This window comes from Actinoplanes sp. NPDC023936 (genome assembly GCF_040639325.1).
GTDB lineage: Bacteria > Actinomycetota > Actinomycetes > Mycobacteriales > Micromonosporaceae > Actinoplanes.
Window position 1 is genome coordinate 356,676 of record NZ_JBEZZR010000001.1, and the last position, 26,572, is coordinate 383,247.

A 26,572-nucleotide genomic window follows, 5' to 3' on the forward strand; every position below is an offset into this window, starting at 1 on the left:
GTTTCGCCGGAGCCTGTGCTCTGCAGTTGGTGCTCTGCAACTGGTGCTCTGCAACTGGTGCTGTTCGACTGGTGCTGTTCGGCTGGTGCTGTTCGGCCCGTGCTTCCGGCTGGAGCTGTCTTCTCGCTACCCCACTGCCGGGTGGCTGCTTGAGTTGGGCGATTTGGGCGACGGTTCAGGTTCTGCGGAAGGGGGCGTAACGCGGCTTTGAGCGTACGGGATTGTCGTACGTGTGTTCGAAGATGGCTGGCATGAAGGAGTTCTTGAGTCAGTTGACCACTGCGGCCGCGGAGTGCGGCGCCGCGCCGATGTGGCCGCTGTCGGAGGATGAGCTCCTCGCGTTCCTGGATGCGGTTCACAGTGCCGAGCAGTTGCTGCGAGCAGCCAAGGCACATGCGGTTCGCGAGATCGAGGGCCGCGGGATACCCGCCACTCAGCAGGCGCCCACGTCGGCCGCGTGGTTGCGGAATCGATTGCGGATCAGCGCGGGTGCGGCCGCCGGCCTGCTCCGGCAGGCTCGGCTGCTCGATGCTGACCCGGCATTGAACGAGGCGCTCACCGGCGGCCGGGTGAACACCGATCAGCTGGACGTCATCGCCCGCGTGCTCAAGACCTTGCCGACGGGTTTGGACGCGCCGACCCGCGCCGAGGCCACCTCGACTTTGATCGAGTGGGCGCCCGATCTGGATCCGGTCCAGCTGGGCTATGCCGGTCGGCGGATTCTCGAGCATGTGGCCCCTGAGGTGGTGGACGCGGCAGATGAAGCCGCGTTGCGCAAGGCCGAGCGCGATGCGTACGAGCAGCGGTTCCTCACGTTGAGTCCGCTCGGTGACGGCCGGGTTCGGGTGCGCGGCATGCTCGATGCGGAAGCCGCCGCTGTCGTCACCGCGGCTATCGATCCGCTCTGCCGACCGGACGGAGCCGCTACCGAGCTCGCGGAGAGCGGCACGGCGCGGACTCCTGGGCAGCGGCGCGCCGACGCCCTGACCGATGTGTGCCGGCTGGTCCTCGCCGGCGGCGAGCTTCCCGCCAATGGCGGGGACCGCCCCCAAATGGTCGTGACCGTCGGATTCGATGCGCTGAAGCAGCGGCTTGCCGGCGGCGACTGCGACACCGGCGAGCCGCTCTCCCCGGCGACGGTGCGGAAGCTGGCGTGCGACGCCATGGTTCTGCCATTGGTTCTCGGCGGAGCCGGTCAGGTGCTCGACGCAGGTCGCAACCGCCGCCTGGTGACCGGGCCGCTACGTCGCGCGCTGGTTGCCCGGGACCGAGGCTGCACGTTCCCCGGCTGCGACAGGCCCGCCCGCTGGTGCGAAGCCCATCACGTGGTTCCGTGGTTCGAGGGCGGCCCCACCTCGCTGGACAACCTGGCGTTGCTCTGCGCGCATCACCATCACGCCATTCACGGCGATCTTCACGGCGATCTTCACGGCGGTGTTCACGGCGCTGCTCACGGCGGTGTTCACTGCGACGGTGTTCCCAGCCAGAGTGGCTGGCAGGTGGCGATGGGACCGGACGGCCATCCGGAGTACCGGCCGCCGGCATGGGTTGATCCCGAACGAGCGCCGAGAACCAATCCGTACCATCGGCGGAACTGAGGGGTTCCGGCATAGTCCGTGTCCGCACATCAGCACATAGAGATGGATGCGATAAAGCGCCAGCCGGATTCGAGCACTCGTGTCCCAGGGTTCCGCTCGGGCGTAACCGGCGAGGAACGGGATGGTCCGGTTCGTCCTCGATGCGCCGGAACAACGCCGGGGAGACGAAATCCATCAGCGGATCGCCGTAGAGGTAGCGCTCGCCGTCGACTATGCCGACGAACGAGCCGGGCCGTGCGCTGTTCGCTGAGAGGGGCAGGCCGGTCGGCGAGTCCTCCGGCGCGACCAGCACATTGCCGTCCCAGAGGTCGAAGTGCAGCAAAGTGGGGCGAGTGACCGTGGACAGCACGTCGTGGTGCCGGCGCACTACTCCGTCGAGCGGCGGAGCGGCACGTTCCAGAAGTCTGTCCGCGCGCAGCGACTCAATCATCGCGTCGAAGGCGGTTGGCCAGTCCGTGCCGGCGGCTCGATCACCGGTGTAACCGAAGTGGGTTCCGGTGATGGTGTGCACTGAGCCCAAGTGCGCGTACGGCCTGAGTGCGCGTACGGCCTGAGTGCGCGTACGGCCTGAGTGCGCGCCGCCCGAGTGCACTCCCAGCCCAAGTGCGCGCCGCCCGAGTGCACTCCCAGCCCAAGTGCGCGCCAGCCCGGGCGAGCGGCTGGGTCGAGTGCGGATCGTGCGTAAGCTTCACCGCGCGTTGAAGCCACTATCGGGCCCGGTGGGTGTACCGCCCAAAGTGCGCGACGGGCCCCGAAGCGCGCAGTGACCCGAAAACGGGCATCGAGCCGAAGGTGCGCAAGGAGCCTTAAAGCGGGCTGCGGCGTGTGCGCCACCACGGTTGGGACTGTCGCCGAAGCGGGAACGGCGTGCGAGGCTGCATAGGGTTGGAAGAGAGCTGGGAGCAGCCGTGGGAATGGTCAAAGTCGTGGGTCTCGTGCTGCATCCGCGCCGTGACTGTGGTTCGGCGGTCGACGCCATCGTGAACTGGGCGGCCGAGCGGGGTGTCACCGTGCTCGGGCTGCCGGAGGAGATCACCCGGATCGCGTGCAGCGCGGTACCGGTGCCGGCTGAGGAGATGGTGGAGCGGGCCGGCCTGCTGGTCAGTCTCGGCGGCGACGGGACCATGCTGCGGACGATGCGACTCGTCGAGGGCCGTAAGACTCCGGTGCTCGGTGTCAACGTCGGGCGGCTCGGATTCCTCGCCGAAGTGGATCTGCCGGACCTGGGTGACGCGTTGTCGTCGATCGACGAGCATCGGTACACCGTGGAGTCGCGCACCGCAGTGCGGACCACGCTGCCGGACGGTCGCGAGGTGTCCGCGTTCAACGATGTCGCTCTCGTCCGCGTGCCGGGGCACGGACTCGCGGCGGTCGGGATCCGGGTGGAGGGCCGTGGATTCGTCAACTACGCGGCGGACGCGGTGATCGTCTCCACGCCGACCGGCTCGACCGCGTACAGCTTCTCGGCCGGCGGCCCGATCGTCTCCCCGAACGTGGAGGCTCTGATCGTCAGCGCGGCCGCTGCGCACTCGTCGTTCAACCGTTCCCTCGTGCTCGACACCTCCGAACACCTCGCCCTCGACGTGCTGCCGACCAGCGGCCGTCTCGCGATCGAGGTGGACGGCATCATCGAGGGGTACGCGGAGCCCGGGACACGCCTGGAGATTCGTCCGGTGCCCGGCGCGGCCCAGGTGATCCGATTCGGGCGTACCTCGTTCTACGAGCGGGCGCGTCGCAAGCTGCGGGTCGAGGGCAGCGCTCAGGTCGGCGCGCCGGACCAGGGCGACGCGGTGGTCGTGGACAGCTTCGAGCTGCAGCGATACGAGGTGATCCTCGGTGGCGAGGTCGCCGGAGTGCTGCACTATCGACGTCACGGCGACCGGGTCGAGCTGTTGCACACCGAGGTCGACCAGGTTTTTTCCGGTCGCGGGCTGGCCGGTCGTCTGGCCTCCGCCGCGTTGAAGGATGCCCGGGCGCGGTCGACTCCGGTCGTCGTCACGTGTCCGTTCGTGGCCTCTTACCTGGAACGCCACCCGGAACTCGCCGGCACCCCGGCAGGCGGCACCTCGGAGACCGGCACCTCGGAGACCGATACCGCTGGTCCGGGCTCGTAGCGCCGACAAGGCCGATTCACCGAACCAGCCGACACCGAACCCGAGCCGACACCGTAGAAACTCCCGGACTCACCCAGAGCTGAGGTACTGAAACATGGGCCAGCCCGCGATCCTCACCGTCGACGACGACCCCTCGGTCTCCCGTGCCATCGCACGCGACCTGCGCCGCCGTTACGGCGACCAGTACCGGGTCATCCGGGCCTCCTCCGCGTCCGAAGCGCTCGACGTGCTGCGGGAGTTGAAGCTGCGTGGCGGACGGGTCGCGGTGATGCTCGCCGACTACCGGATGCCCCAGATGAACGGCATCGAGTTCCTCGAGCACGCCATGGATCTGTTTCCGCACGCGCGCCGGGCGCTGCTCACCGCGTACGCGGACACGGACGCCGCGATCCAGGCGATCAACGTGGTGGACGTCGACCACTACCTGCTCAAGCCGTGGGATCCGCCGGAGGAGAAGCTGTACCCGGTGCTGGACGCGCTGCTCGACGCGTGGCAGGCGACCGGCGACGCCGAACTCCCGGACATTCGCGTGGTCGGCCACCGGTGGAGCGAACCGTCGTACCAGATTCGTGATTTTCTGGCGCGCAACCTGGTCCCGTACAAATATTTCGGAGCCGACGAGCCGGAGGGGCGCCGCCTGCTGGAGGCGGCAGACGCCGGGCCGGAATCGGTCCCGCTCGTGGTCACCGCCGACGGGCGGGCGCTGTCCCGGCCGACCGTGCAGCAGGTGGCGGAGATCGCCGGGCTCTCCACCACGCCGGGCCGCGACTTCTACGACCTGATCATCGTGGGTGGTGGACCCGCGGGTCTGGGCGCCGCTGTCTACGGCGGCTCGGAAGGGCTCAAGACGCTGCTGGTGGAGCGGCAGGCGGTCGGCGGGCAGGCCGGACAGAGCTCCAGGATCGAGAACTACCTCGGCTTCCCCGACGGGATCTCCGGCGCCCAGCTCACCGAACGGGCCCGGCGGCAGGCTGACAAGTTCGCGGCGGAGACGCTCAACACCCGTGAGGTGGTCGGACTCCGGGCCGACGGCTCCGCGCGGACGCTGACCCTCGCCGACGGCCGGGAGATCTCCGCACATGCGGTGTTGCTCGCCACCGGAGTCTCCTACCGGCCGCTGCTGGCCGAGGGCGTCGCCGGCCTGACCGGCTCGGGCGTGTTCTACGGCTCGGCGTCCACCGAAGGACCAGCCTGCGCGGGCACCGACGTCTACATCGTCGGCGGTGCGAACTCTGCCGGGCAGGCCGCGCTCTTCTTCGCGAAGTACGCCCGGAAGGTCACCCTGCTGGTGCGCGGTGATTCGCTGGAGAGCTCGATGTCGTACTACCTGATCCAGCAGCTCGCCCGGATCGAGAACATCGAGGTGCGTACCCGGTGCGAGGTGATCGGCGCGCACGGCAACGGACACCTGCAGGCGATCACCATCTGCGACAGCAAGAACGGTACGAAGGCCACCGTGGAGTGCGGTTACCTCTTCGTGTTCATCGGAGCTGAGCCGCGTACCGATTGGCTCGGAGACGTCGTGGCTCGCGACGAGAAGGGTTTCATCCGCACCGGGCCGGATCTCGTCGCGAACGGGGATCGCCCGCGGGGATGGGATCGGGACCGGGATCCGTTCTATCTGGAGAGCAGTGTCCCGGGCATCTTCGCCGCCGGCGACGTCCGGGCCAACTCGATCAAGCGGGTGGCTTCGGCGGTCGGCGAGGGAGCGATGGCGGTCGCGCTGGTCCACCGTTACTTGGAGGCCCAGTGACTGTGGGTCCGGTAGCTGTGCGTCCGGTAGCTGTGCGTCCGGTAGCTGTGGGTCCGGTAGCTGTGGGTCCGGTAGCTGTGCGTCCGGTAGCTGTGGGTCCGGTAGCTGTGAATCCAGTAGTTATGGGTTCTCGAGCTACGGGTCCAGCAGTTATGGGTCCACGAGCTGCGGGTCCAGTAGTACCTGTGGGTCCGGTGATTATGGGAGCGCCTCGTAGGTGCAGGAGCGCAGCAGTCGGTACAGGAGCGCAATCAGCATGGGAGCGCAGTAAGTCATGACTACGGAGACAGAAGAGATCCGGCTCGAACCGTGTGAGCCCGGTGCGCTCACCCCGGAAGAACTGCGCACCCTGTTCCTCTTCGAGAAGCTGACCGGCGACCAGCTGACCTGGCTCGCCGAGCACGGCTGCACCATGCGAGTGCCCGCCGGTGGCCTGGTGCTGCGTGAAGGCGACCCGGCCGAGTCGTTCTTCGTGTTGCTCAGCGGGACGATCGCGCTCACCCGGCGGGTCGGCCAGGACGAGGTGCAGACGACCAGGACCGAGCAGCGTGGCGTCTACATGGGTGCGACCCAGGCGTACCTGCGCGACGACGGGGTCCCGCGCAAGTACATGGCGTCGATGCGGGCGCTGTCCGACAGCGAGTTCTTCATGCTGTCCGCCGAGGACTTCGGCTGGATGATGCGCGAGTGGTTCCCGATGGCGATCCACCTGCTGGAGGGCCTGACGCTGGGGATGCGGAGCACCCAGGCGGCGATCGGCGAACGGCAGCGGCTGGCCGCGCTCGGCGCGCTGTCGGCGGGCCTCATGCACGAACTCAACAATCCGGCCGCCGCCGCTGCCCGGGCCACCGCAGCGCTGCGGCAGCGTGTCGCCGCGATGCGCATGAAGCTCGGCAAACTCGCCGCCGGCAAGGTCGCCCCGGATCGGCTCACCGCGCTGCTCGAACTTCAGGAGGAGGTCATCGAACGGGCTGCCAAGGCGCCGGTGCTGACCGCGATGCAGACCGCCGACCTGGAGGACGAACTCGGCGACTGGATGCAGGAGCGCAACATCACCGGTGCATGGGACGTCGCACCGGTATTCGCTCAGGGCGGCATCGACACCGCATGCCTCTCCGAGATCGAGCAGCGGCTCGCTCCGCAAGCCAGTGTGTCCCAAGCTGCTGGGTCTCAAGCTGCTGGGTCTCAAGCTGCTGGGTCTCAAGCTGCTGGGTCTCAAGCTGCTGGGTCTCAAGCTGCTGGGTCTCAAGCTACTGTGGCGGAGTTGCTCGACCAGGCGATCCACTGGATCGGGTACGCGCTCGAGACGGAACAGCTGATGACCGACATCGAGGACGCCACGGGTCGAGTGTCGTCACTGGTGTCGGCGGCTAAGCAGTACTCGCACCTGGACCGCGCCGCACACCAGTGGATCGACGTTCACGGTGGCCTCGACAGCACCCTGGTGATGCTCTCCCACAAGCTCGGTGAGGGCGTGCGGGTGGTCAAGGAGTACGACCGTACGCTGCCGCAGATCCCGGCACACCCGGCGGAACTGAACCAGGTGTGGACCAACCTGATCGACAACGCGGTGCATGCGATGGGTGGGCAGGGGACGCTCACCATCCGGACGTATCGCGAGGACGAGCGTGTCGTGGTGTCGGTCGCTGACACCGGGCCGGGGATGCCGCCGGAGGTACGTAAGCGAGTGTTCGAGCCCTTCTTCACCACGAAACCGGTGGGCGAGGGGACCGGCCTGGGCCTGGACATCTCGTACCGGATCGTGGTGAATGGGCACGGTGGGGACATCTCCGTGGACACTCAGCCGGGCGACACGAAGTTCCTGGTCCGGCTGCCGTTGGCGGAGCCCGCTTCCGCGTGAGCCAATCTCAGCCCCCATCCGCGGGCGGAGTCGGCCGGGCCCGAGTTGGCCGGGCCCGAGCTCGCTGGATCTGAGTCGGCCGGGTCAGAGTCGGCTGGGTCAGAGTAGGCCTCGGACGTAGGCCGCCTGACCGGCATGCTGGGCGTCGTCGTCGATGACGCTGACGAGGCGGACGCCCAGCGTGACCGGCGGGTCCCACCTCTCGTCGATCACGCGGTCCAGGTCGTCCGGGGAGAGGTTCTGGAGAAATTCGAGGGTACGGGCATGGACAGCACCGTAGTAATCGGCCAGAACCTGCCAGCTCTGCGGTGCCACGGCGGCTACCTGCTGGGCCGAGTGACCGTAGCCGCTGTCCGAGGGATCCGCCTTGAGGCCGAAGCGCGGGGCCCAGTCGCCGGTCAGGTAGACCTGGTCGGCTTCGAGTAGTTCGGCGACGTGGTCGTCCTGGACGCGGGTGAGGTGCCAGACCAGCCAGCCGATGGGGTTCGCGCCGGGCTTTGGGGACCAGCGGAGCTGCTCCGGGGTGAGGTCACGGACGGCGGTGTCGACGAGTTCGGGGAGCCGGCCGTGCGCTTCGATCAGGATGTCCTTGGCGTCCATGGTCTGTGAGTGCCTTCCTGAGTGAGTTCCAACTGCTGCTGGCGATCACATTGTCCGTGTGCTGATGCCCGGCGCCCCTGATTGGCGGGCCCTCTTTTGATGTACGGCGGGCGCTCAGCTACCGGGCTGGGCATAGTCCGCGGGCTGAGCACGGTCCGAAGATGAGTCTCGATCTGCTGCCAGGAAGGTTCGTTCCTCCAGGGTGGCAGGGCCGGATACGGGGGTGCGGTCCGCCATTTCCCTCCTCTGAGGACGGTAGGTGTCATGACCAGCTTTCTGGCCTTTACCGCCCGTCCCCGGACTAAACCGCGCCCCCGCCGACAGCCACCCGCCGACAGCCACCCGCCGACAGCCACCCGCCGACAGCCAGCCCGCCCGGCACCCAGCCTCGCTGTCGACAACCAGTCCCCACTTGCCGGCCGGGAAGTCCGGCCGCCGCCGAACCTCTCACTCAGCGCTGACGCGCGAGCTCCCGCCGCTCCGCAAGGACCTTGAGCAGGGGCCGGATCACGATCCCGTCCTCCTGCTCCATCTTGCGGCGAGCCAGACGGCGGGTCCGCAGGATGCCCAGGACACCGATCGCCGCGACAGCGAACTGCACCGACATCGCCACACGGAAATCGTCGATGTGATAGTCCGCACTTCCGCCGGTACGAGCGTCGAGGATCAACCCGATCAACAGGATGGTGAGCAGCGACGCTACGAATCCGCCCACGTTCACGACACCGGTGGCGGTGCCGAGGCGGCTCGGCGGGTTGAACGTCCGCGCGTAGTCGAAGCCGATCATCGAACCCGGACCCCCGAGGCCGAGCGCGACGACGAGCAGCACGAGCAGCGGCATCGGGGCCTGACCAGGCCATGCGATGACGAGCGCCCAGGCGCCCATGTTCGCGGCGACGATGGCGAGCACCAGCAGCGAGCGGCGCAGCGGGTACCGCTGGGTGAGCATGCCGAGCACCGGTCCGGACGCCATGCCGGTGAGCACGAACAGGATCAGCAGCGAGCTGGCGGCGCTACGGCTCAGCCCTTCGCCGGCGATCAGGAACGGCACACCCCACATGAGCGCGAAGACCGTACCGGTGAATTGGGTCGTGAAATGCGTCCACAGCCCGAGCCGGGTGCCGGGGTGCCGCCACGCGCTGCTCAGATCCGAGCCGAGCCGTTGCCACGTGACAGCGCTGCCGCTGTTCACCCGGCGCTCCGGCGTGTCGTGCAGGGCGGCGAACGTGACCAGCGCGACGAACACGCCGGCGCCGGCGGCGCCCACGAACGCGGTGGTCCAGCCGGGGCCGGCGAGCAGGGCAGCGAGGGGTACGGCGGAAAGCACCTGACCGATCTGTCCCACGATGCCGGTGAGCTGGGTGAGAACGGGCACCCGCCGGGCGGGGAACCAGTGCGGCACCAGACGCAGCACGCTGATGAACGTCATCGCGTCGCCAGCGCCGACCAGCACTCGTGCGACGACCGCGCCGGTCATGTCGTCGGTGAAGGCCATCAGGGACTGCCCGGCCGCCATCAGCAGCGCGCCGGACAGCACCAGCCGCAGTGATCCGAACCGGTCCAGCAGCATGCCGACGGGAATCTGCAGGCCGGCGTAGACGAGCAGCTGCAACACCGCGAAAGTGGCGAGCGCGCTGGCGCCGATGTCGAACCGGTGCTGCGCATCCAGTCCGGCCACGCCGAGCGAGGTGCGATGCAGAACGGCGATGACGTAGGCGGCGAGTCCGGCGGACCACACCGCCCAGGCCCGGGTTTCGGGACGCAGGGGCATGATTCGCCTTCCGTAACGGGACACGTGCCCGTCAAGCCTTTCTCGCCACCAGCCACACAGCAACGTGCGCTTGTTCACTGCTCAACGGACTGGCTGCTCAACGGACTGGCTGCTCAACGGACTAACTGGCTCGGCGGGCTGACTACTCGAAGGACTGACTGCTCGAAGGACTGACTACTCGGCGAACTGTGAGGTCACATGACGGGCGCCCGAACCAGGTGCTCATCAAGCCACTCCAGCACCACCCGCAGATACTCCGCCCGCGACGACCGGTGCAACAACTCGTGCCCCTCGTCCGGGAAGAGCAGATAGCGATGCTCCACCCCGCGAGCCGCCAACGCCGCCACCACCTGCTCGGCCTCGATCACCGGAACGTTGCTGTCGTTCTCCCCGTGAACCACGAGCAGCGGCGCCCGCAACTGATCAATCCGGTTGATCGGCGACAGATCCCGCAGCAGATCCGCGTCATGCACCGGATCCCCGTACTTGCTGACCGCCGCCGCCGCGATCCACGGCTCCGTGTGCTCATAGAACGTCTCAAAGTTAGACATCCCGCACACATCCACCCCGACCGAGAACAGCGAGGGGAACGTCGTGAGCGCCGCCAGCGTGAGGTATCCGCCGTAGGACCGCCCCATGCACCCGACCGCCCCGGCCACCCCGATCTTCCGCAGGTGCTCCACGCAGGTCCGGACGTCTTCCACTGCCGCATAACGCCGGTCCCCGTTGTCCGCGTCGACGAAGCTTCGCCCGAACCCCGACGATCCCCGCACATTGGGCGCGAAGACGGCGATGCCCCGGTTGACGAGCGACTGGAACAACGGCCCGTGCCCCGGCCGTTCCTGAGCCTCAGGCCCGCCATGCAACCAAACCACGGTCGGATAGGGCTCAGTCGGATAGGGCTCGCTCGGATAGGGCTCGCTCGGATTGGGTCCAGTCGGATTGGGCCCAGTTGAGATGGACCCGGTCGGATCCAGCCCGTCCGGACGGCCATCGGACACTCTGGGACGGAACAGCCACCCGGTCAGCGTCACCCCGTCGTGCGCCGCAAACACCTCCAGCGTCGGCCGCACCGCGTCAGGGGAGGCCGGCTCCGCGGACACCGCCTGCGCCTCACCGGTCTCCCGCGACCACACCCAGACACCGTGCGGCTGCCCGGGCCCCTCCGCCGTGAACGCCAGCGTCGATCCGTCGAAGCTCCACGCGAGCTCCCCGATCACCAGGCCCGGTAGCGGCGAGACCAGCCGCGGCACGCGGTCCCCGTCGTGGTCCAGGCCGATCAGCGCGACCTCCGACTCGCCGCCGCGGACGTTCCACAAAACCGCGCAGGTACGGCCATCGGCCGTCACCACGAAGTTCTCGACCTCCCCGAGAGACGTGCCGACCGGCTGGTCACGGCGCAAGGCCGACCTGACGCCGCCGCCCGAGTCGGTGGTCCCGCTGACCCCGGCTCCGCTGGCCCCGGCTCCGCTGGCCCCGGCTCCGCTGGCCCCGGCTCCGCTGGCCCCGGCCCCGCTGACCCCGGCCCCGCTGACCCCGGCCCTGCTGAGCCCGGTCCCGCTGAGCCCGAGCCCGCCGGACCCCGTCCCGTGGCTCCCGTTCACCGCGGACGCAGGCCCGTCCCCGGTCAACGCCTCCACCGCGTCCCCGTCGACCCGGAGCAGCACGGGCAGCTCCCCGTCCTGGCTGAGCGCGTACACACACCCCCCGCCAGGGCTGAACACCGCCCGCTCCCCGCGCGTCACCGGCTTCTCGATGCCACTGGACAGTTCCCGCAGGACGATGTCCCGGCTGCCGCGTGGCCCGTACCGGAGAAGCGCGAAGCGCCCCGCGGGGTCCACGTCGAGAAGCGCGAGAAGGTCGCCCTGAGCGATCACCGTCCGGGTTTCCGCGACCACGTCGATGAGCACGGCCGTGGTGAGGTTCTCGGTCAGCGCGAGAATTGGCCGCCCGGGGAGCCACCGCATGTTGTCCGCGGTGTCCGTCCCGAAGCCGCCGACCTGGTGCAGATCGGTGCCGTCCGGCCGGACCAGCCACACTTCGTGCCGTGGCGCGCCACCGGGGGTGATCTCGCAGGCCAGCCAGCCACCGCCGGAGGACCAGCGCACCGCGGCGACCGGTTCCGGACCGGTGTCGACGCGGAACGTCAGCTCACTGCCGACCGGCTGCACCCAGACGGCCGGCACGCCACCGCGGTCCGAGACGTAGGCCATGTGCCGCCCGTCCGGCGAGAGCGCCGGCGACCAGTTGCCGGCGATCTCCGACTCGGCCGGTGGAGGTGGGACCGGTTCGGACCTGGGTTGCCGGGATCGGGGCTGTTGAGACTGAGCTGGCGAGACGTCCCAGGAAGGGCCGGACCCGGAAGACCCGCTCCACCCTTCCGGCAGCACGGTCACGTCGGCACGGCGGAGCTGACCACCCACTAAGAAATCTCCTAAATCCCGTTTTCCTGCAACCACATCTCCAGCAGCGCGAGCTGCCACAACTGGTTCGCCCCGAGCGTCGTGCGCGGAGTGTTCGGGTCCGCGAGCAGCGCGTCCACGTACTCGCTCCGGAACAGTGCCCGGTCCCGCGCGGCCGGCGCGTGCAGCGCGTCGCGCACCTTCTCCAGCATGGGTCCTTCCAGATGCCGGATGCCGGGGACCGGGAAGTAGCCCTTCGGCCGGTCGATGACCTCGTCGGGAACGAGGCCGCGGGCCGCGTCCTTGAGCACCCCCTTGCCGTCCTGCGCCAATTTCAGCTCGGGCGGGCAGGCCGCCGCGAGTTCCACCAACTCGTGATCCAGGAACGGTACGCGCGCTTCCAGGCCCCACGCCATAGTCATGTTGTCCACCCGTTTGACCGGGTCGTCGACGAGCATCACCTGTGAGTCGAGACGCAGTGCCGCATCGACGGCCGTGGTCGCCCCCGGACGCCCGAAGCTCGCCCGCACGAACGCCAGCGAGGGATCGTTCTCGGCCAGCCACTCGGGGTTGAGCTGGCCTGCCAGCGCGCTGTGGGGACGGTCGAAGAACTCCTTCGCGTACGCCTCGACGGCCCTGTCCCGGGGCACGCCGCCGAGAGGCGGATACCAGCTGTAACCGGCGAAGATCTCGTCCGCACCCTGTCCCGATTGTACGACCTTGACCTGCTTCGCCACGTCCTCACTGAGAAGGTTGAAGGCGATGCAGTCGTGGCTGACCATGGGTTCGCTCATCGCCGCCACGGTCCGCTCCACGGCCGGCAGGAAACGGTCCTGCCCGATCCGGATCTGGTGATGCTGGGTGCCGAACTTCGCCGCGATCAGGTTCGAGTATTCGAACTCGTCGCCGCTCTCCCCGCCGGCCGACTCGAACCCGATACTGAACGTGGTCAGCCCGGTCTGCCCCTGCTCGGCGAGCAGCGCCACGATGAGGCTGGAGTCCAGGCCGCCGGAGAGCAGCACGCCGACGGGAACATCGGCGACCATCCGCCGTTCCACGGCGAGCCGGAGCTTGTCACGCACCGCCTCAGCCCACTCGCCCTTACTGAGCGACGGGGTGCTGAGCGACGGGGTGCTGAGCGACGGGATGCTGAGCGATGGGGTGCTGAGCGACGGGGTACGCGTGAAGCTCGCCTCCCAGTACACCCGCTCCGTGGACGTCCCGTCCGAGCGGATCACCCGCACGGTCGCCGGCGGCAGCTTGCGCACCCCGTTGATGATGGTCCTCGGGGCCGGGACCACCGAGTGGAACGTCATGTAGTGATGCAGCGCCACCTTGTCGATGCTGGTGTCGATCTGATCCCCTGCCGACCCGCCCCCTGCCGACCCGCCCCCTGCTGACCCACCCCCTGCCGACCCACCCCGTGCCGACCCACCCCGTGCCGACCGGCCGGCCGCGAGCAGGGCCGGCAGCGTCGACGCGAACCGCAGCCGCGCCGGAGAATGAAAAGAGCCCGGCGTCTCGGCCAGGTAGAGCGGCTTGATCCCGAGGCGGTCCCGGGCGAGCGTCACGGTCCCGCTCTCGTGCTCGGCGATCGCGAACGCGAACATGCCCAGGAAGTGCGTGACACAGTCGGCGCCCCAGCGGTGGTACGCCTTCAGGATCACCTCGGTGTCCGACGTGGAGAAGAACGTGTAGCCGTACCCCTGAAGCTCTTCGCGCAGTTGCCGGTAGTTGTAGATGCACCCGTTGAAGACCACGGTGAGCCCGAGCCGCTCGTCCGTCATCGGCTGCGCGCCGTTCTCGGACAAGTCGATGATCTTCAACCGCCGGTGGCCGAACGCCACCCTCCCGCGCGCCCACAGCCCGTCGCCGTCCGGGCCTCGCGACTCGAGGCACGGCAGCATCCGGCGGACCGCATCAGTGTCCGCGGCCCGGTCGCCGAAAACCAGCTCGCCGGCGATCCCGCACATGAATTGACCTCCCTGTTGGATACCTGCTCTGTCTTGGTGGATCCGTGCTTGCTAGATACGTGCTTGCTAGATACGTGCTTGTTCGATCCGTGCTCTGTTGAACGCCTGCTCTACTTGGACACCGGCCCCATGAACGGCTGCTCAGCCCAGCAACCAGGTGTCCTTCGAACCGCCGCCCCGCGAGGAATTGACGATCATGCTGCCGGCCGGGGCCACCCGGGTCAGTGCCGCCGGCGCGACGGTCGAGTGCTTGCCGGTGAACACGAACGCCCGCAGGTCCACGTGCCGCGGGGCGAGCCGGTGGCCGTCGAAGACCGGATGCGTGGAGAGCTGCACCAGCTCCTGGGCCACCCACCGGTGCGGCGCGGTCTGGATCTGCCGGCGCAGCGCGTCCAGCTCGTCGGCGGTGGCGTGCGGGCCGATCACGATCCGGTCGCCGCCGTACCCGTCGACCGGCTTGCAGACCAGCTCGTTCAGGCGGGACAGGACTTCCACCCGCTGGTCGGGCAGCCCGCAGAGGTAGGTCCGCACGTCGGCCAGGATCGGCTTCTCGCCCAGGTAGTACTCGATCATCCGGGGCACGTACGCGTACACCGCCTTGTCGTCGGCGATGCCGTTGCCCAGGGCGTTCGCCAGCACGACGGTGTCGGCGTGCAGCGCGGACACCAGGCTCGGCCCGAGCGGCATCCCGTCCGCGCCGGGGGAGTGCACCAGGCTGTCCTCACCCATCCGCAGGTAGATCACGTCAACCGGGTGCCGGTGGCCGTCCTTGAGCCGCCACACACGCCCCTCGTCGACGAAGAGCTCGGTGCTGCGGACCACCGGCACCTCCATCGCCTCGGCGAGCATCTTGTGCTCGAACCACGCCGAGTCGTCGGGTCCCTGGCTGAGCACCACGAGACGCGGATCGTCGCCGGCGGCCGGGCCGGCGGCTTCGAGCAGCGCCCGCTTCAGCAGCTGGGGCGTCTCCTCGACGGAGACCAGGCCGGCCGGGCGGGGCAGCTCGGGCAGGACGTTCCAGGTCAGACGGCGGTTCTGCATCGCGTACGCGATTCCCGACGGCACCCGCAGGTTGTCCTCGAGAACACGCCACTCACCGGTCGACGAATCCTTCACCAGGTCGACACCGGCCACCTGGGTCCGCACCGCGCGGCGCCGGATCAGCGCGCCGCTCGCCCGCAGTTCCGGCGACCCGGTGACCACCCATTCCGGGATGACGCCGTCGCTCACGATCTGTCGTTCGCCGTACACGTCGGTGAGGAACGCGTCGAGTGCCTGCACCCGCTGGGTGAGGCCGGTCCGCAGGTGTCCCCAGTCGGCGGCCGGGACGATTCGCGGCACCAGGTCGAACGGGAACAGCCGGGTGGCCGCCTCGCCGGCCACGCTGAACGTGATCCCGCGGGCCCGCTGCTCGTCGTCCCGCTTGTCCTCCCGCTGCCGCAGCCCGCTCGCCCCGAGCGCGGTGAGCACCGGCAGGATCCCCGCGTAGGCCGGTTGCACCCGTCCGTCCGGGAACGCCTCGTCGCCGGCTGCCCCGTACGCCTCCAGCCGAGGCGCGTCGGGCAGCCCAGCACCCGTCAGCCCAGTACCGGTCAGCCCAGTACCGGTGAGCCCAGCACCGGTCAGCCCAGTACCGGTCGGGGAAACACCGCTGCTCCAGGAGGTATCCCCGAGGGTCTCGCTGACCAGCATGTCGACCACGTCGGCGAGCCGGCCACGACGGGCCAGCGCACGACGCTGCCGCGCGGCCGAACTTCCCCGGCTCAGCGCCCGCAGCGACAGGTCGAAGACCTGCTCCCAGTCGCCGAGTTCCTCCAGCTGCGGCCGCAGCTCGCCGATCAGGCGCTCGACCGCCACTCCGGCCGGCACCGGAACGGGGGAGCGCGGCAGATCGAGCAGGTCACCCTCCAGCCCGGACCGGGCGGCTCGCCACATCGCGGCCCGGTGCAGCGGCGGCCGAGCGGGCGGTATCGGCCCGCCAGCACCGTTCAGAGGCCCGCCGTTCAGAGGCCCGCCGTTCAGAGGCCCACCGTTCAGAGGCCCACCGTTCAAAGGAGCGCCGTTCAAAGAAGCGCCATTGGAAGGAGCGCCATTCGAAGGAGCGCCGCTCAGATAAGCCCTGTGCTGCTGCTGCGCTCGCAACACCAGCGCACGGAACAGGCCGGCGATCAGCACGACCGTCTCCACGTCCGGGCTGGCGTCGGTGACCCGCAGCTCCACGGTCGGCACGTGCGCCGACGGCCGGACGTCGAAGTAGACCATCTTCGGGTCGCTGATCGTCCCGGACGCGATCAGGTCGCTGACCAGCTCTTCATGCTCGGCCGCGGAGTGCAGCGGCCCGCTGTCGCCGGCGGTCGGCCAGCGCATCCACACCAGGGAGCGGACACTGGCGTACCCGGAGTCCTCGCCCATCCAGTAGGGCGAGCTGGCCGAGAGCGCGAGCAGCACCGGCAGCACCGGCGCGACGCGCTGCGCGACCGCGACGGCCTCGTCCCGGTCCGGCACGCCGACGTGCACCTGGGTGCCGCAGATCAGCTGTTCCCGGACGAGCATCTGGTACTCGTGGAGCATCCGCTGGTACCGGCTCGTCGGTGTCACCGGCAACCGGTCCAGGTCCACCAGCGGCACCGTCCCGGCGGCGACCAGGCCGAGCCCGAGCGACTCGGCCACGGCGATCGCCGACCGCCGGCGCTCGGTGATGCCGGCCCGCAGACCGTCCAGGGTGTCGCTCACCGGCGTGTTGGTCTCCACGACGGACCGGTGCAGCTCGGCGGAGAAGTGCGCGGTGTCCAGGCGATCCAGGATCTCCGGAGCTTGCGGTACGAGCTCCCGCGTCCCCAGGTCGACGACGTGAAGTTCCTCCTCCACGCCGAGGGTGAGGGTGTTCTTCTCGGAGTTGAAAGTGTTCTTTCCGGACTTATCGGTCTCTCGGGATCCAGCAGCAGCTTGGGGGGTGGCTGCCTGAAGGGACTCCGTCATCGACGCCTCCGCATGAGTTCCGGCAAAACGGTTCGTATCCGCCGGAGCTTTCCCATTTGATGTAGCGAATCTGTGACGTGCCCGTTTCGCGCGCCGGTCAAGCATCACGGCCGACTACGTCACGCGTTCGTCGCACACCGGGCCGCCGTGCCCGTCACTACCCTGGGCGTCATCACCGACCGGCTCGTCCGCGAGCAGCCGGCCCTGTGTAACCTCGGCCGGTGGCGCCCCACATCCAACGGAGGTCCTGATGAGCAGCGGTTCGGGCAGTCTTGGTTCGACCGGCAGTGTTGTTGTGATCACCGGATCGGCCGGCCTGATCGGGTCCGAGGCGGTCCGGCACTTCGCGGCGCTCGGCATGGACGTGGTCGGCGTCGACAACGACATGCGGGGCTACTTCTTCGGCGCCGACGGCTCCACCAAGTGGAACCTGGAGCGGCTCACCAAGGAGGTCGGCGCCCGGTACACGCACCACGTCGTCGACATCCGGGACCGGGACGGCCTCGACAAGCTCTTCGCCGGCCTCGGCAGGAACATCGGCCTGGTGATCCACGCGGCCGCGCAGCCGAGCCACGACTGGGCCGCCCGCGAGCCGTTCACCGACTTCGACGTCAACGCGGTCGGCACGATCAACATGCTGGAGGCGACCCGCCGGCACGCGATCGACGCGCCGTTCATCTTCACCTCGACCAACAAGGTCTACGGCGACCTGCCGAACTCGCTGCCCCTGATCGAGCAGGACACCCGCTGGGAACTGCCCGCCGACCACAAGTGGTACGACGGCATCGACGAGACCATGTCGATCGATCAGTGCCTGCACTCCGTCTTCGGCGCCTCGAAGGTCGCCGCGGACGTGATGGTCCAGGAGTACGGCCGCTACTTCGACATGCCCACCGCGGTGTTCCGGGGCGGCACGCTGACCGGGCCGGGTCACTCCGCGGCGGAACTGCACGGCTTCCTCGCGTACGTGATGCGCTGTGTCATGGAGCAGCGCCTGTACCGGATCTTCGGATACAAGGGCAAGCAGGTCCGCGACGCGATCCACTCCAGTGACCTGGTCTCCGCGTTCGAGGCGTTCCACCGGGCGCCGCGGGTCGCCGAGGTCTACAACATGGGTGGCGGCCGCACGTCGAACTGCAGCGTTCTGGAGGCCTTCCAGATCGCCTCGTCGATCGCGGGTGTCGAGGCGAAGACGGAGTACGTCCCGGAGAACCGGGTCGGCGACCACCAGTGGTGGATCAGCAGCACGGCCCGGTTCGAGGAGCACTACCCGGACTGGAAGGTCAAGTACGACGTCCCGATGATCCTTCGCGACATGTACGAGTCGAACAAGGATGTCTGGAAGGCCTGACCTTCTGACCTTTGGATAGGTCTGACCTTTGGATAGGTCTGATCTTTTGATCATGCTGGCTCCCGTGTCAACGGGGGCCAGCTTTGTTTCTGCGCGTTGTGCGCCCATGCGGGCGGAAGACTTCCGGTCTCGCTGCCCCGGGAGCGCAGATTCTCCGGAGTGACGCGCCCGGACTCCACTGCTCATGATCCATAGTTTGCTGGGATCTGGCTGAGTGCCAGGCGTCAGTTTGCTGTGTTTTGCAGGTAAGGGCCAGTTGCGTAATGACCCGTTAACCATTATTCGGTATTTTGCTGAAATGTCCGACTTGACGCAACTCTTGCGCCGGGACTTGCCGGCGTCCATCGTCGTGTTCCTGATCGCCATCCCGCTGTCGCTCGGTATCGCTGCGGCATCCGGGGCCCCGCTCTTGGCGGGGTTGGTCGCCGCGGTTGTCGGCGGCATCGTCGCCGGCGCCCTCGGCGGCGCTCCGTTACAGGTCAGCGGCCCCGCCGCCGGCCTGACCGTGATCGTGGCCGGGACCGTGGCCAACTTCGGTTTCGCAGGCACAGCCGCGATCGTCGCGGTTGCCGGGCTCATCCAGATCATCCTTGGCGCGTCCCGGATGGGCCGCGCCGCTCTAGCCCTCTCACCGGCGGTCGTGCACGGCATGCTCGCCGGCATCGGCCTGGTGATCGCGCTCAGCCAGATCCACGTCATGCTGGGCGGCGCTCCACAGAGCTCCGCCTGGCAGAACCTGCGGGAGCTACCCGTCCAGATCGCCGAGCACCATGGTGTGGCGGCCATGCTGGGCGTGTTCACCGTGGCCATCCTGGTCCTCTGGCCCAAACTCGAAAAGCTCTTGCACGTGAAGTTGTCCCTGCTGCCCGCCGCCCTGGTGGCCGTGGTGTCGATGACGGCGCTGGCCGCCGCGATCGGCGCGGACGTGGAGCGGGTGAACCTGCCGGACGAGCCGCTCGCCGGGCTGATCCGGCCGGCCTGGCCGGACGCGCCGCTGCGCGAGATCCTCGTGGCGGTGGTGACTATCGCGCTGGTGGCAAGCGTGGAGTCACTGCTCTCGGCGGTGGCCGTGGACCGCATGCACAACGGTCCGCGGGCCAACCTGAACCGGGAGCTGGTCGGGCAGGGCGCCGCGAACACGGTGTCCGGCCTGCTCGGCGGCCTGCCGGTCACCGGGGTGATCGTGCGCAGTTCGACGAACGTGGCGGCCGGCGCGCGTACCCGGGCCTCGGCCATCATGCACGGTGTCTGGATCGCGGCGTTCGTGCTGTTCTTCGCCGGTCTGCTGGAGACGATCCCGATGGCGGTGCTCGCCGCGGTGCTCATCGTGGTCGGGTTGCGCCTGGTCAGCCTCGCCCAGATCCGGACCTACGCCCGGCACCGGGAGTTGCCGACCTACCTGGTCACGCTGCTGGGCGTGGTCCTCATCGACCTGCTGACCGGCGTCGCGCTGGGCATGATCACGGCAGCCGTGATGATCCTGTGGCGGCTCACCCGATGTGAGATCCGCAAGGTCCAGCAGGGACCGGGGCAGTGGCAGGTAACGATCAGCGGAACCCTGTCGTTCGTCGAGTCCGCACGGCTCATCCGTGAGCTGGGCGCGCTGCCGCCGGGCGCCGAGGTCGACCTGGAGCTGCACCTGGACTACCTGGATCACGGCGCCTTCGAGACCGTCCGGGACTGGCGTGAGGGCTATGAACGCGCCGGTGGCCGGGTGCGGATCCGGGAGGTGCACGACTCCTGGTTCCATCAGGGCACGTCCGGCCGGTTGGGCGGCGGCAAGCGCACTCCCGGGCTGACCCGCGCGGGCGTGGTCGGCTCGTGGTCGCGCTGGCAGGGCATGGACCACCAGCGCCGGGACGCCATGGCGGCCGGGATCGCGGAGTTCGAGCGTGCGGTCGCGCCGGTGGTCCGCCCGCATCTCGCCGATCTGGCTCGGGACGGGCAACGGCCGGAGCAGCTCTTCATCACCTGCGCCGACTCGCGTCTCGTACCCAATCTGATCACCGCGAGTGGTCCGGGCGACCTGTTCTGCGTGCGGAACGTGGGCAACATCGTGCCGCCCCACGACCCGGACGCCGCCGGCCCAGCACAGACCGGCCCAGCACAGGCCGGCCCAGCACAGGCCGGCCCAGCACAGGCCGGCCCAGCACAGGCTGGCCCGGACTCCTCCGTGGGCGCGGCGATCGAGTACGCCGTCGACGTCCTCGGGGTCACCACGATCACCGTCTGCGGCCACTCCGGCTGCGGCGCGGTGCGCGCGATCATGGGGAATGCCGCCGAGAGGGGGTCGGCCTTGGGGGACTGGCTCGCGCTTTCGGGGGTACGGTTCTCCGACTCCAGTGACGAGCAGCGCTGCTGTACCGACAACGTGGTGCAGCAGCTCGCGAACCTGCGGACGTACCCGACGGTTCGCGCCGCCGAGGCGGCCGGACGGCTGCGCCTCACCGGCATGTACTTCGACCTGGCCGAGGCCCGCATGTACGAGGTGGATCCCGACCTGGGCGCGCGCCCGGTGACGGCCCCGGGCGCTATGCCGGGGACGGCCAACTCCGATACCGCGAACTCCGATACCGCGAACTCCGAGACCGCGAACTCCGAGACCGCGAACTCCGAGACCGCGAACTCCGAGAGCGCGAACCCGGAGAGCGCGGGAAGGCCGGAGAGCGCGGGAAGCCCGGACAACCCGGTGAAGCCCCGTAACCCGGACGACCCGCAGGGACCCGCCTCCCGCGGCAACCGTGAGGACGACGACCGCCTGACCGGGGCAGCTGCCTGACCCGGCCCGAGACGCATCGACGGAGAGAGCAGTAGGGGCCCGCGCCGACTCGGCGCGGGCCCCTGCTGGCATTTGGGTCAGTTGCGGATGATGGTGAACGTGCTGGTCGGGTTCTCGATGTCGCGGTAGTTGTTGCTCATCCGCAGGTTGGTGAAGGTCGCCGACCCCACCGCCGGGCCCTGACCGGCCTCCGGCATCGGGTTGGCCCAGATGCCGTACCCGGACTTGGCGTCATAGGCGTCACCGCTGCGCTGAGCACCGGTGATCGTGACGTTGGTGAACACGGTGTCCTTGATGATGTTCTGCGGCTGACCGCCCACGTAGTTGGTCTGGAACATGATCCCGGAGTACGTCGGGTCGACGATGTCGACGTTGCTCACCCGGATGCCCTGGAACACCTTCGACGCGCTGAACAGCCAGATCGCCGGGAAGACCTGATTGCCCCAGAAATGGCCGCCGGCCCGGACGATCGAGATGTTGTCGAAGACGGTCGGCGGCGAGGCGCCGAACCCGTTCATCGGGTACCCGAAGTCCAGCGAGCTGATCGTGATGCCCGAGTAGACGAGGGTGTCCGCGATGTAGATGTTCTTGAACGTGTTGGCGTAGCCGCCGTAGACCGCGATGCCGGCCGCGCGCCAGGTCAGGATCGACGTGAGGTTCGAGTAGACGTTGTTGATCTCGTCGGAGCCGCCCGCGTCGATCGCCGAGAACAGCGCGAAGCTGTCGTCGCCGGTGGCCCGGGCCTCGTTGTTGTCGACCAGGTTGTCGGTGCTGCCGTTGGTCATGTTGACGCCGTCGGCGAACGTGTTCCGGATCCGCGAGTTCGTGATCTTCATGCGGTCGGTGTTGGCGCCCCAGTAGAGGCAGACCACGTGCTCGGCCCAGATGTTGTCGATCGTGATGTCGGCGACGTTCGCGAAGTCGAACACCTTGCCGGGGCCGTCGATGCGGATCGTGTAATTGCCGAAGAACGCGAAGTTCGCGAACGTCGAGCCGTTGGCGGTGGCGTCGGCCCGGAAGCCCGCGTCCGTCTCGCTCTGGGCCGCCGGGGTGAAGAACCTCGTGTACCAGGGACCGGCCCCGACCACCCGGATGGACTTGCCGTAGACCTGGAACTTGTTGGACGTCTGGTAGTCACCGGCCGGCAGGTAGACGCCGATCTTGGTGCTGTCCTGCCGTGCGGCGTCCAGCGCGTTCTGCACCGACTGCTGGTCGAAACCGGTCGGCACCACGTAGCGGGCCGGGTCCGGGTTGGCGACCGGCGCGACCTGCTCGGTGTTGATGAAGTCGACCGTGATCGGGCCACGGTTCTCAATGTCACCGTTGACGGCGTCCTTCTGCAGCTTGATCGTGCTGCCCGCCGGGAACGAGCCGGTCAGCATGATGTTCGCCTCGTCGTAGATGTGCCGCGGCCCGGTCCCGGAGTTCTGCGGGTTCGCCTCGTTGCCGTAGAGCCAGGCGAAACGCGAGGTCAGCGGCAGCGTCTTGTTGAGCGACCCGTTGACGTACACGTTGATAGAGCTGTTCGTGCCGTCCGGGATCGAGAACCGCGCCACGACCGTGTTGGTCGCGGCCCGGGTGGTCCACTGGACGTAGGCGCCCGTCGCGTTCAGCGTCACGGCCCTGCGCCCGGACGCCTCACCGGCAAGATCTCCGACGGTACGGTTGGGGCCGACCACCGTGGCGCCCCCGCCGGTCTGGCCGTCCTCGGCCTCGTAGAAGTCGAACGGCATGTTCGCCCCGCGGTTGATCAGAGAGGGCCCAACGAAGAGCGGCTTCTCACTGGTGTTGTTCGCCTGCTTGACCGGCAGCTCGTTGCCGTCGTTCGCGATCACGGTCCGGACCGTGTAGCGGCCGTTCGCCCCGGTCCCCGCAGGTGTGGTCCAGGTGCCCAGGTTGATCGCCGGCGAGGACGCTCCGGCGGCGAGCGTGCCGCTCCACGAGCCGGTGAGCGTGCGGACCACCGTCGTCCCGTTGAGAACGGTCAGCGTGACGTTGTGCGCGCCCCCGGCCGACGCGGCCGAGCCCTGGTTCCGCAGAATCACCGAGAACGTGACGGTGTTGCCGGCCGCGGGCGTGGCCGGCGACCAGGAGACCGCCGAGGCGACCAGGTCGGAGCTGCTCACCGGGGTGACGACCAGAGCCGACGGGTGGGTCCACAAGTTGTTCGCGTCGTTGGTCTCCACGACCGTGTTCGCCTCGTCGACCCTGGCGGACAGCTGGTAGCTGCCGGCGTCGCGTGCCCCGATGCTCACCGAGACCGTCGTGGAAGCTCCGGCGGCCAGTGCGGGGACTGCCACGGTGCCGGCCCGGACAGCGGCGGCCGAGCCCGTACCCAGGTAGAAGTTGACGGTGGAGGCCCCGGACGCGGCCGTGCCCGCGTTGCGCACCGTGGCCGACGCCGTGATCGCGTCGGTCTCCACCGGCGCGGACGGCGTGAAGCCGGTGGACGTGATCGTCAGGTCCGGGTTGGGCGCCCAGGAACCGTAGGCCTGCAGCTCAGCGACCTGCCCACTGGGAGCGCCGGAGTTCGCGGTGAACGAGAGACGCAGGTCGGCGACGGTCGCGCTGACCGGGACGGTCACTGTGTTACCCGAGGAGGCGTTACCCGAGGAGGGGTTGCCCGACGAGGGATTGAAACTGTACGTGGCACTCGCCTTCACCGTCGTGAAAGAGGACGACGACTGCTCGCGGCCCAGGATCGCGAACGTCTGGGTGCGGGTGCCCCACGCGCTGCTCGGGTTGAGCTTGACGACCACCGAGGTCAGGGCCGCGTTCGCGCCCAGCTTCGTGGTGAGCGTGGCCGGGTAGGCGCCACCCTCCCAGTACGTGCTGACGTCCTCGTCGTTGGCGTTCGTCGCGACGAACGTGTGCACTGTCGACGACGCCTCGATCGGCTTCTTGGCCGCGAGGTTCGTCCCGGCCGGCGGATCGGGATCCGGGTTGCCACCGCCGCCCGGGCCGTAAACCTCCAGCTCGGAGAGCTGCCCTGCGGGCCATCCGGTGTTGGCCGTGAACGTGAGCCGCAGATACCGCACACTCGTGGCCGTCAGGTCGACGGTCACCGTGTTCGCGGACGAGGGATTGAAGACGTAACCGGCGCCGGCCTTCAGCGCGCTGAACGACGAGCCGTTCGTGCTGCCGGAGATGCTGAGCGTCTGCGTGCGGGTGGCCCAGGCGGTCGCCGGCGGCAGCTTCAGCACCGCCTGGTTGACCTCGACAGCGGCGCCTAGATCGACTTGCAACCATTGCGGGAAAGAACTGTTCGGAGGAGCACTGTTCGCGCTCTCCCAGTAGCTGTTCGCGTTGCCGTCGCCGGCGTTGCCCGGTCCGTAGACGTCGGACTGGCTGCTGGCCGTGAACGCCCTGCCAGCTGCCAGATTGGGGCCGGCTGCCAGGTTGGGGCCGGCCGCCGATGCGGCCGGTGCGTGACCGAGGGTGGCGACGACGCTCGCGGCTATCGCGAGCACGCCCAGTCGGAACGATCTTGATCGAGACATCCTTGATCGAGACATCGGGGAGCGCCTCTCTGATCGGGATACGGGGGTGGTACGCCGGGCGTCAGCGGCGGTGGAACCTCTGACGCCCGGACGACTCAGCCGCGCTGTGTCATCCGCGGTCTTTCATTCGCGCTGTGTCATTCGCGCTGTGTCGAGCGCGGTTGTCGCAGGCGCAGCCAGGCGGCGGTGTCCGGGGGGAGGAGACCGCCGTCCTCGAGCGGCCCGCTGAGCAGCAGCGGGGAGACGTGGTCCGGCAGCGGGACGGCCGTGCCGGACAGGTTGAGCACGCAGGCGAAATCTGGCCCGCGGGTGTAGGCGAGCACGTCCGGGCCATGATCGAGCCAGCTCATCTCCGGTGTGTGCAGGCCCGGCTCGGCCCGCCGCAGACGTATCGCCCGCCGGTAGAGCTCCAGCATCGAGTTCGGATCCCCGGTCTGCGCCTGGACGGTCCGGTCCTTCCACTCGCGCGGCTGCGGGAGCCAGGGTTCGGCCAGCGAGGGTTCGGCCAGCGAGGGTTCGGCCAGCCAGGGCCCGCCCTCGGTGAACGCGAACGGCGGCTCGTCGTCCGACCACGGCAGCGGCACCCGGCATCCGTCTCGGGTGTGGCCGCGTCGCGCGTACATCGGATCCTGAATGCGGTCTTCAGGGATGTGCTCGTTCTCCCAGAGGCCCAGCTCCTCGCCCTGGTAGACGTAGGCCGACCCGGGCAGCGACAGCGAGAGCAGCGCGGCGGCCCGGGCCCGCCGGGTGCCCAGCTCCAGGTCGACCGGGGTGCGGTCGAGGTTGTTGTCGAAGCTGAACGTGGTGTCCGCGCGGCCGTACCGGGTCACGTGCCGGGTGACGTCATGGTTGGAGAGGACCCAGGTCGGCGGCGCGCCGACGGCTGCGTGAGCTTCGAGGGTACGGTCGATGCACGCCCGCATGAGCGCCGGATCCCAGGCACAACCGAGGAAGTCGAAGTTGAACGCCGCGTGCAGCTCGTCCGGGCGCAGATAGTTCGTGAACCGCTCCACGTCCGGCATCCACACCTCGCCGATGAGCGCGCGGTCCGGATATTCGTCGGCCACCCGGCGCCACGACCGGTAGACGTCGTGCACCGCGTCCAGGTCGTGGAACGGGTGCGGTTCGCCGTCGGTCACCTCGGGCAGCGCCGGGTCCTTGAAGAGCAGCGCCGCCGAGTCGATCCGGATGCCGTCGACGCCCCGGTCGAACCAGAACCGCAGGATGCTCTCGAACTCGGCCCGGACCACCGGATGCTCCCAGTTCAGGTCCGGCTGTTGCGGGGTGAAGAGGTGCAGGTACCAGTCCCCGTCAGGCACCTGCGTCCACGTGGTGCCACCGAACTCACCGGTCCAGTTCGTCGGCATGTTCTCCCCGCCGGCCATATTGTCCCCGCCGGCCATATGGTCCCCGTGAGCGGGCCGGAACCAGAAGTAGTCCCGCTCCGGAGCGTCCGGCGACGCCAGTGCCGCCTGGAACCAGGGATGCTCGCTGGAGACGTGGTTCGGGACGATGTCGACGATCATGCGGATGCCGGCCGCGTGCGCCTCCTCGATCAGCGCCTCCGCCTCGGCCAGGGTGCCGAAGACCGGGTCGATGTCGCGGAAGTCGGCGACGTCGTATCCGGCGTCCGCCATCGGCGACGGGTACCAGGGGCTCATCCAGATCGCATCGACCCCGAGGTCGCGCAGATGTCCGAGGCGGGCCCGGACGCCACCGATGTCGCCGAGGCCGTCGCCGTTCGAGTCGGCGAAGCTCCGCGGGTAGACCTGGTAGATCACCGCGCTCTTCCACCACCCGGGGGCGTCCTTGCCGGGGGCCTCATTAGCGGACACGAGCACCTGCTTTCTGCGTCTCTTCGGCATGCTTTTCGGCATGCTCAACCAGGCGA

The 26,572-nt window shown here is 68.8% G+C and carries 13 protein-coding genes; 6 read left to right on the plus strand and 7 right to left on the minus strand.

The features are described 5' to 3' along the window. Window positions 1-251 precede the first annotated feature (251 nt). The 4 genes from AB0F72_RS01590 (at window position 252) to AB0F72_RS01605 (ending at window position 7,326) form a co-directional block, all read left to right on the plus strand. Window positions 252-1,598: a DUF222 domain-containing protein gene (locus tag AB0F72_RS01590; protein ID WP_360423368.1), complete on the plus strand. Its 1,347-nt coding sequence runs from the start codon at window positions 252-254 to the stop codon at window positions 1,596-1,598. 914 nt (window positions 1,599-2,512) lie between these two features. Next, the gene (locus tag AB0F72_RS01595; protein ID WP_360423812.1) at window positions 2,513-3,712 is read left to right on the plus strand and encodes an NAD(+)/NADH kinase; all 1,200 of its coding nucleotides are present in this window, start codon (window positions 2,513-2,515) and stop codon (window positions 3,710-3,712) included. Between the two features lie 94 nt (window positions 3,713-3,806). Beyond that, complete coding sequence (locus AB0F72_RS01600; RefSeq protein WP_360423371.1) at window positions 3,807-5,465, plus strand: FAD-dependent oxidoreductase; 1,659 nt, start codon at window positions 3,807-3,809, stop codon at window positions 5,463-5,465. Window positions 5,466-5,739: 274 nt separating this feature from the next. Then, window positions 5,740-7,326 (plus strand): ATP-binding protein, encoded by a 1,587-nt coding sequence (locus AB0F72_RS01605; protein WP_360423374.1) that lies wholly within the window; start codon window positions 5,740-5,742, stop codon window positions 7,324-7,326. 99 nt (window positions 7,327-7,425) lie between these two features. Here the strand turns inward: AB0F72_RS01605 and AB0F72_RS01610 are convergent, their stop codons facing one another. The 5 genes from AB0F72_RS01610 to AB0F72_RS01630 all read right to left on the minus strand — a co-directional run bounded on the left by AB0F72_RS01610 (window position 7,426) and on the right by AB0F72_RS01630 (window position 17,051). After that, window positions 7,426-7,926, minus strand: a complete 501-nt coding sequence (locus AB0F72_RS01610) for a DinB family protein (RefSeq protein WP_360423377.1) — start codon at window positions 7,924-7,926, stop codon at window positions 7,426-7,428. 451 nt (window positions 7,927-8,377) lie between these two features. Then, window positions 8,378-9,697 (minus strand): MFS transporter, encoded by a 1,320-nt coding sequence (locus AB0F72_RS01615; protein WP_360423380.1) that lies wholly within the window; start codon window positions 9,695-9,697, stop codon window positions 8,378-8,380. Between the two features lie 194 nt (window positions 9,698-9,891). Then, window positions 9,892-11,910: a prolyl oligopeptidase family serine peptidase gene (locus AB0F72_RS01620; RefSeq protein ID WP_360423382.1), complete on the minus strand. Its 2,019-nt coding sequence runs from the start codon at window positions 11,908-11,910 to the stop codon at window positions 9,892-9,894. A gap of 221 nt (window positions 11,911-12,131) precedes the next feature. Beyond that, window positions 12,132-14,072 carry an N-acetylglutaminylglutamine amidotransferase gene (locus AB0F72_RS01625; protein WP_360423385.1) on the minus strand — a complete coding sequence of 647 codons (1,941 nt, stop codon included), beginning with the start codon at window positions 14,070-14,072 and terminating at the stop codon, window positions 12,132-12,134. 141 nt (window positions 14,073-14,213) lie between these two features. Then, window positions 14,214-17,051 (minus strand): carboxylate--amine ligase/circularly permuted type 2 ATP-grasp protein, encoded by a 2,838-nt coding sequence (locus tag AB0F72_RS01630; RefSeq protein WP_360423388.1) that lies wholly within the window; start codon window positions 17,049-17,051, stop codon window positions 14,214-14,216. A gap of 250 nt (window positions 17,052-17,301) precedes the next feature. Between AB0F72_RS01630 and AB0F72_RS01635 the strand changes: the two genes are divergently transcribed. Together AB0F72_RS01635 and AB0F72_RS01640 are read left to right on the plus strand one after the other, a co-directional pair. Beyond that, window positions 17,302-18,402, plus strand: a complete 1,101-nt coding sequence (locus AB0F72_RS01635) for an NAD-dependent epimerase/dehydratase family protein (protein ID WP_360423390.1) — start codon at window positions 17,302-17,304, stop codon at window positions 18,400-18,402. Window positions 18,403-18,700: 298 nt separating this feature from the next. After that, window positions 18,701-21,181 carry a bifunctional SulP family inorganic anion transporter/carbonic anhydrase gene (locus AB0F72_RS01640; RefSeq protein ID WP_360423393.1) on the plus strand — a complete coding sequence of 827 codons (2,481 nt, stop codon included), beginning with the start codon at window positions 18,701-18,703 and terminating at the stop codon, window positions 21,179-21,181. A gap of 77 nt (window positions 21,182-21,258) precedes the next feature. On the opposite strand, the gene AB0F72_RS01645 is transcribed toward AB0F72_RS01640, so the two are convergent. Both AB0F72_RS01645 and AB0F72_RS01650 read right to left on the minus strand, forming a co-directional pair. Next, window positions 21,259-24,651 carry a discoidin domain-containing protein gene (locus AB0F72_RS01645; protein WP_360423395.1) on the minus strand — a complete coding sequence of 1,131 codons (3,393 nt, stop codon included), beginning with the start codon at window positions 24,649-24,651 and terminating at the stop codon, window positions 21,259-21,261. Between the two features lie 167 nt (window positions 24,652-24,818). Further along, window positions 24,819-26,546, minus strand: coding sequence for a glycoside hydrolase family 13 protein (locus AB0F72_RS01650; RefSeq protein ID WP_360423398.1), 1,728 nt, complete (start codon window positions 26,544-26,546; stop codon window positions 24,819-24,821). Between the last annotated feature and the right edge of the window lie 26 nt (window positions 26,547-26,572).

Coding starts and splice junctions, on each gene's coding strand:
- AB0F72_RS01590 (WP_360423368.1), top strand. CDS start 252: ATGAAGGAGTTCTTGAGTCAGTTGACCACTGCGGCCGCGGAGTGCGGC.
- AB0F72_RS01595 (WP_360423812.1), top strand. CDS start 2,513: ATGGTCAAAGTCGTGGGTCTCGTGCTGCATCCGCGCCGTGACTGTGGT.
- AB0F72_RS01600 (WP_360423371.1), top strand. CDS start 3,807: ATGGGCCAGCCCGCGATCCTCACCGTCGACGACGACCCCTCGGTCTCC.
- AB0F72_RS01605 (WP_360423374.1), top strand. CDS start 5,740: ATGACTACGGAGACAGAAGAGATCCGGCTCGAACCGTGTGAGCCCGGT.
- AB0F72_RS01610 (WP_360423377.1), bottom strand. CDS start 7,926: ATGGACGCCAAGGACATCCTGATCGAAGCGCACGGCCGGCTCCCCGAA.
- AB0F72_RS01615 (WP_360423380.1), bottom strand. CDS start 9,697: ATGCCCCTGCGTCCCGAAACCCGGGCCTGGGCGGTGTGGTCCGCCGGA.
- AB0F72_RS01620 (WP_360423382.1), bottom strand. CDS start 11,910: ATGGCCTACGTCTCGGACCGCGGTGGCGTGCCGGCCGTCTGGGTGCAG.
- AB0F72_RS01625 (WP_360423385.1), bottom strand. CDS start 14,072: ATGTGCGGGATCGCCGGCGAGCTGGTTTTCGGCGACCGGGCCGCGGAC.
- AB0F72_RS01630 (WP_360423388.1), bottom strand. CDS start 17,051: ATGACGGAGTCCCTTCAGGCAGCCACCCCCCAAGCTGCTGCTGGATCC.
- AB0F72_RS01635 (WP_360423390.1), top strand. CDS start 17,302: ATGAGCAGCGGTTCGGGCAGTCTTGGTTCGACCGGCAGTGTTGTTGTG.
- AB0F72_RS01640 (WP_360423393.1), top strand. CDS start 18,701: ATGTCCGACTTGACGCAACTCTTGCGCCGGGACTTGCCGGCGTCCATC.
- AB0F72_RS01650 (WP_360423398.1), bottom strand. CDS start 26,546: ATGCCGAAGAGACGCAGAAAGCAGGTGCTCGTGTCCGCTAATGAGGCC.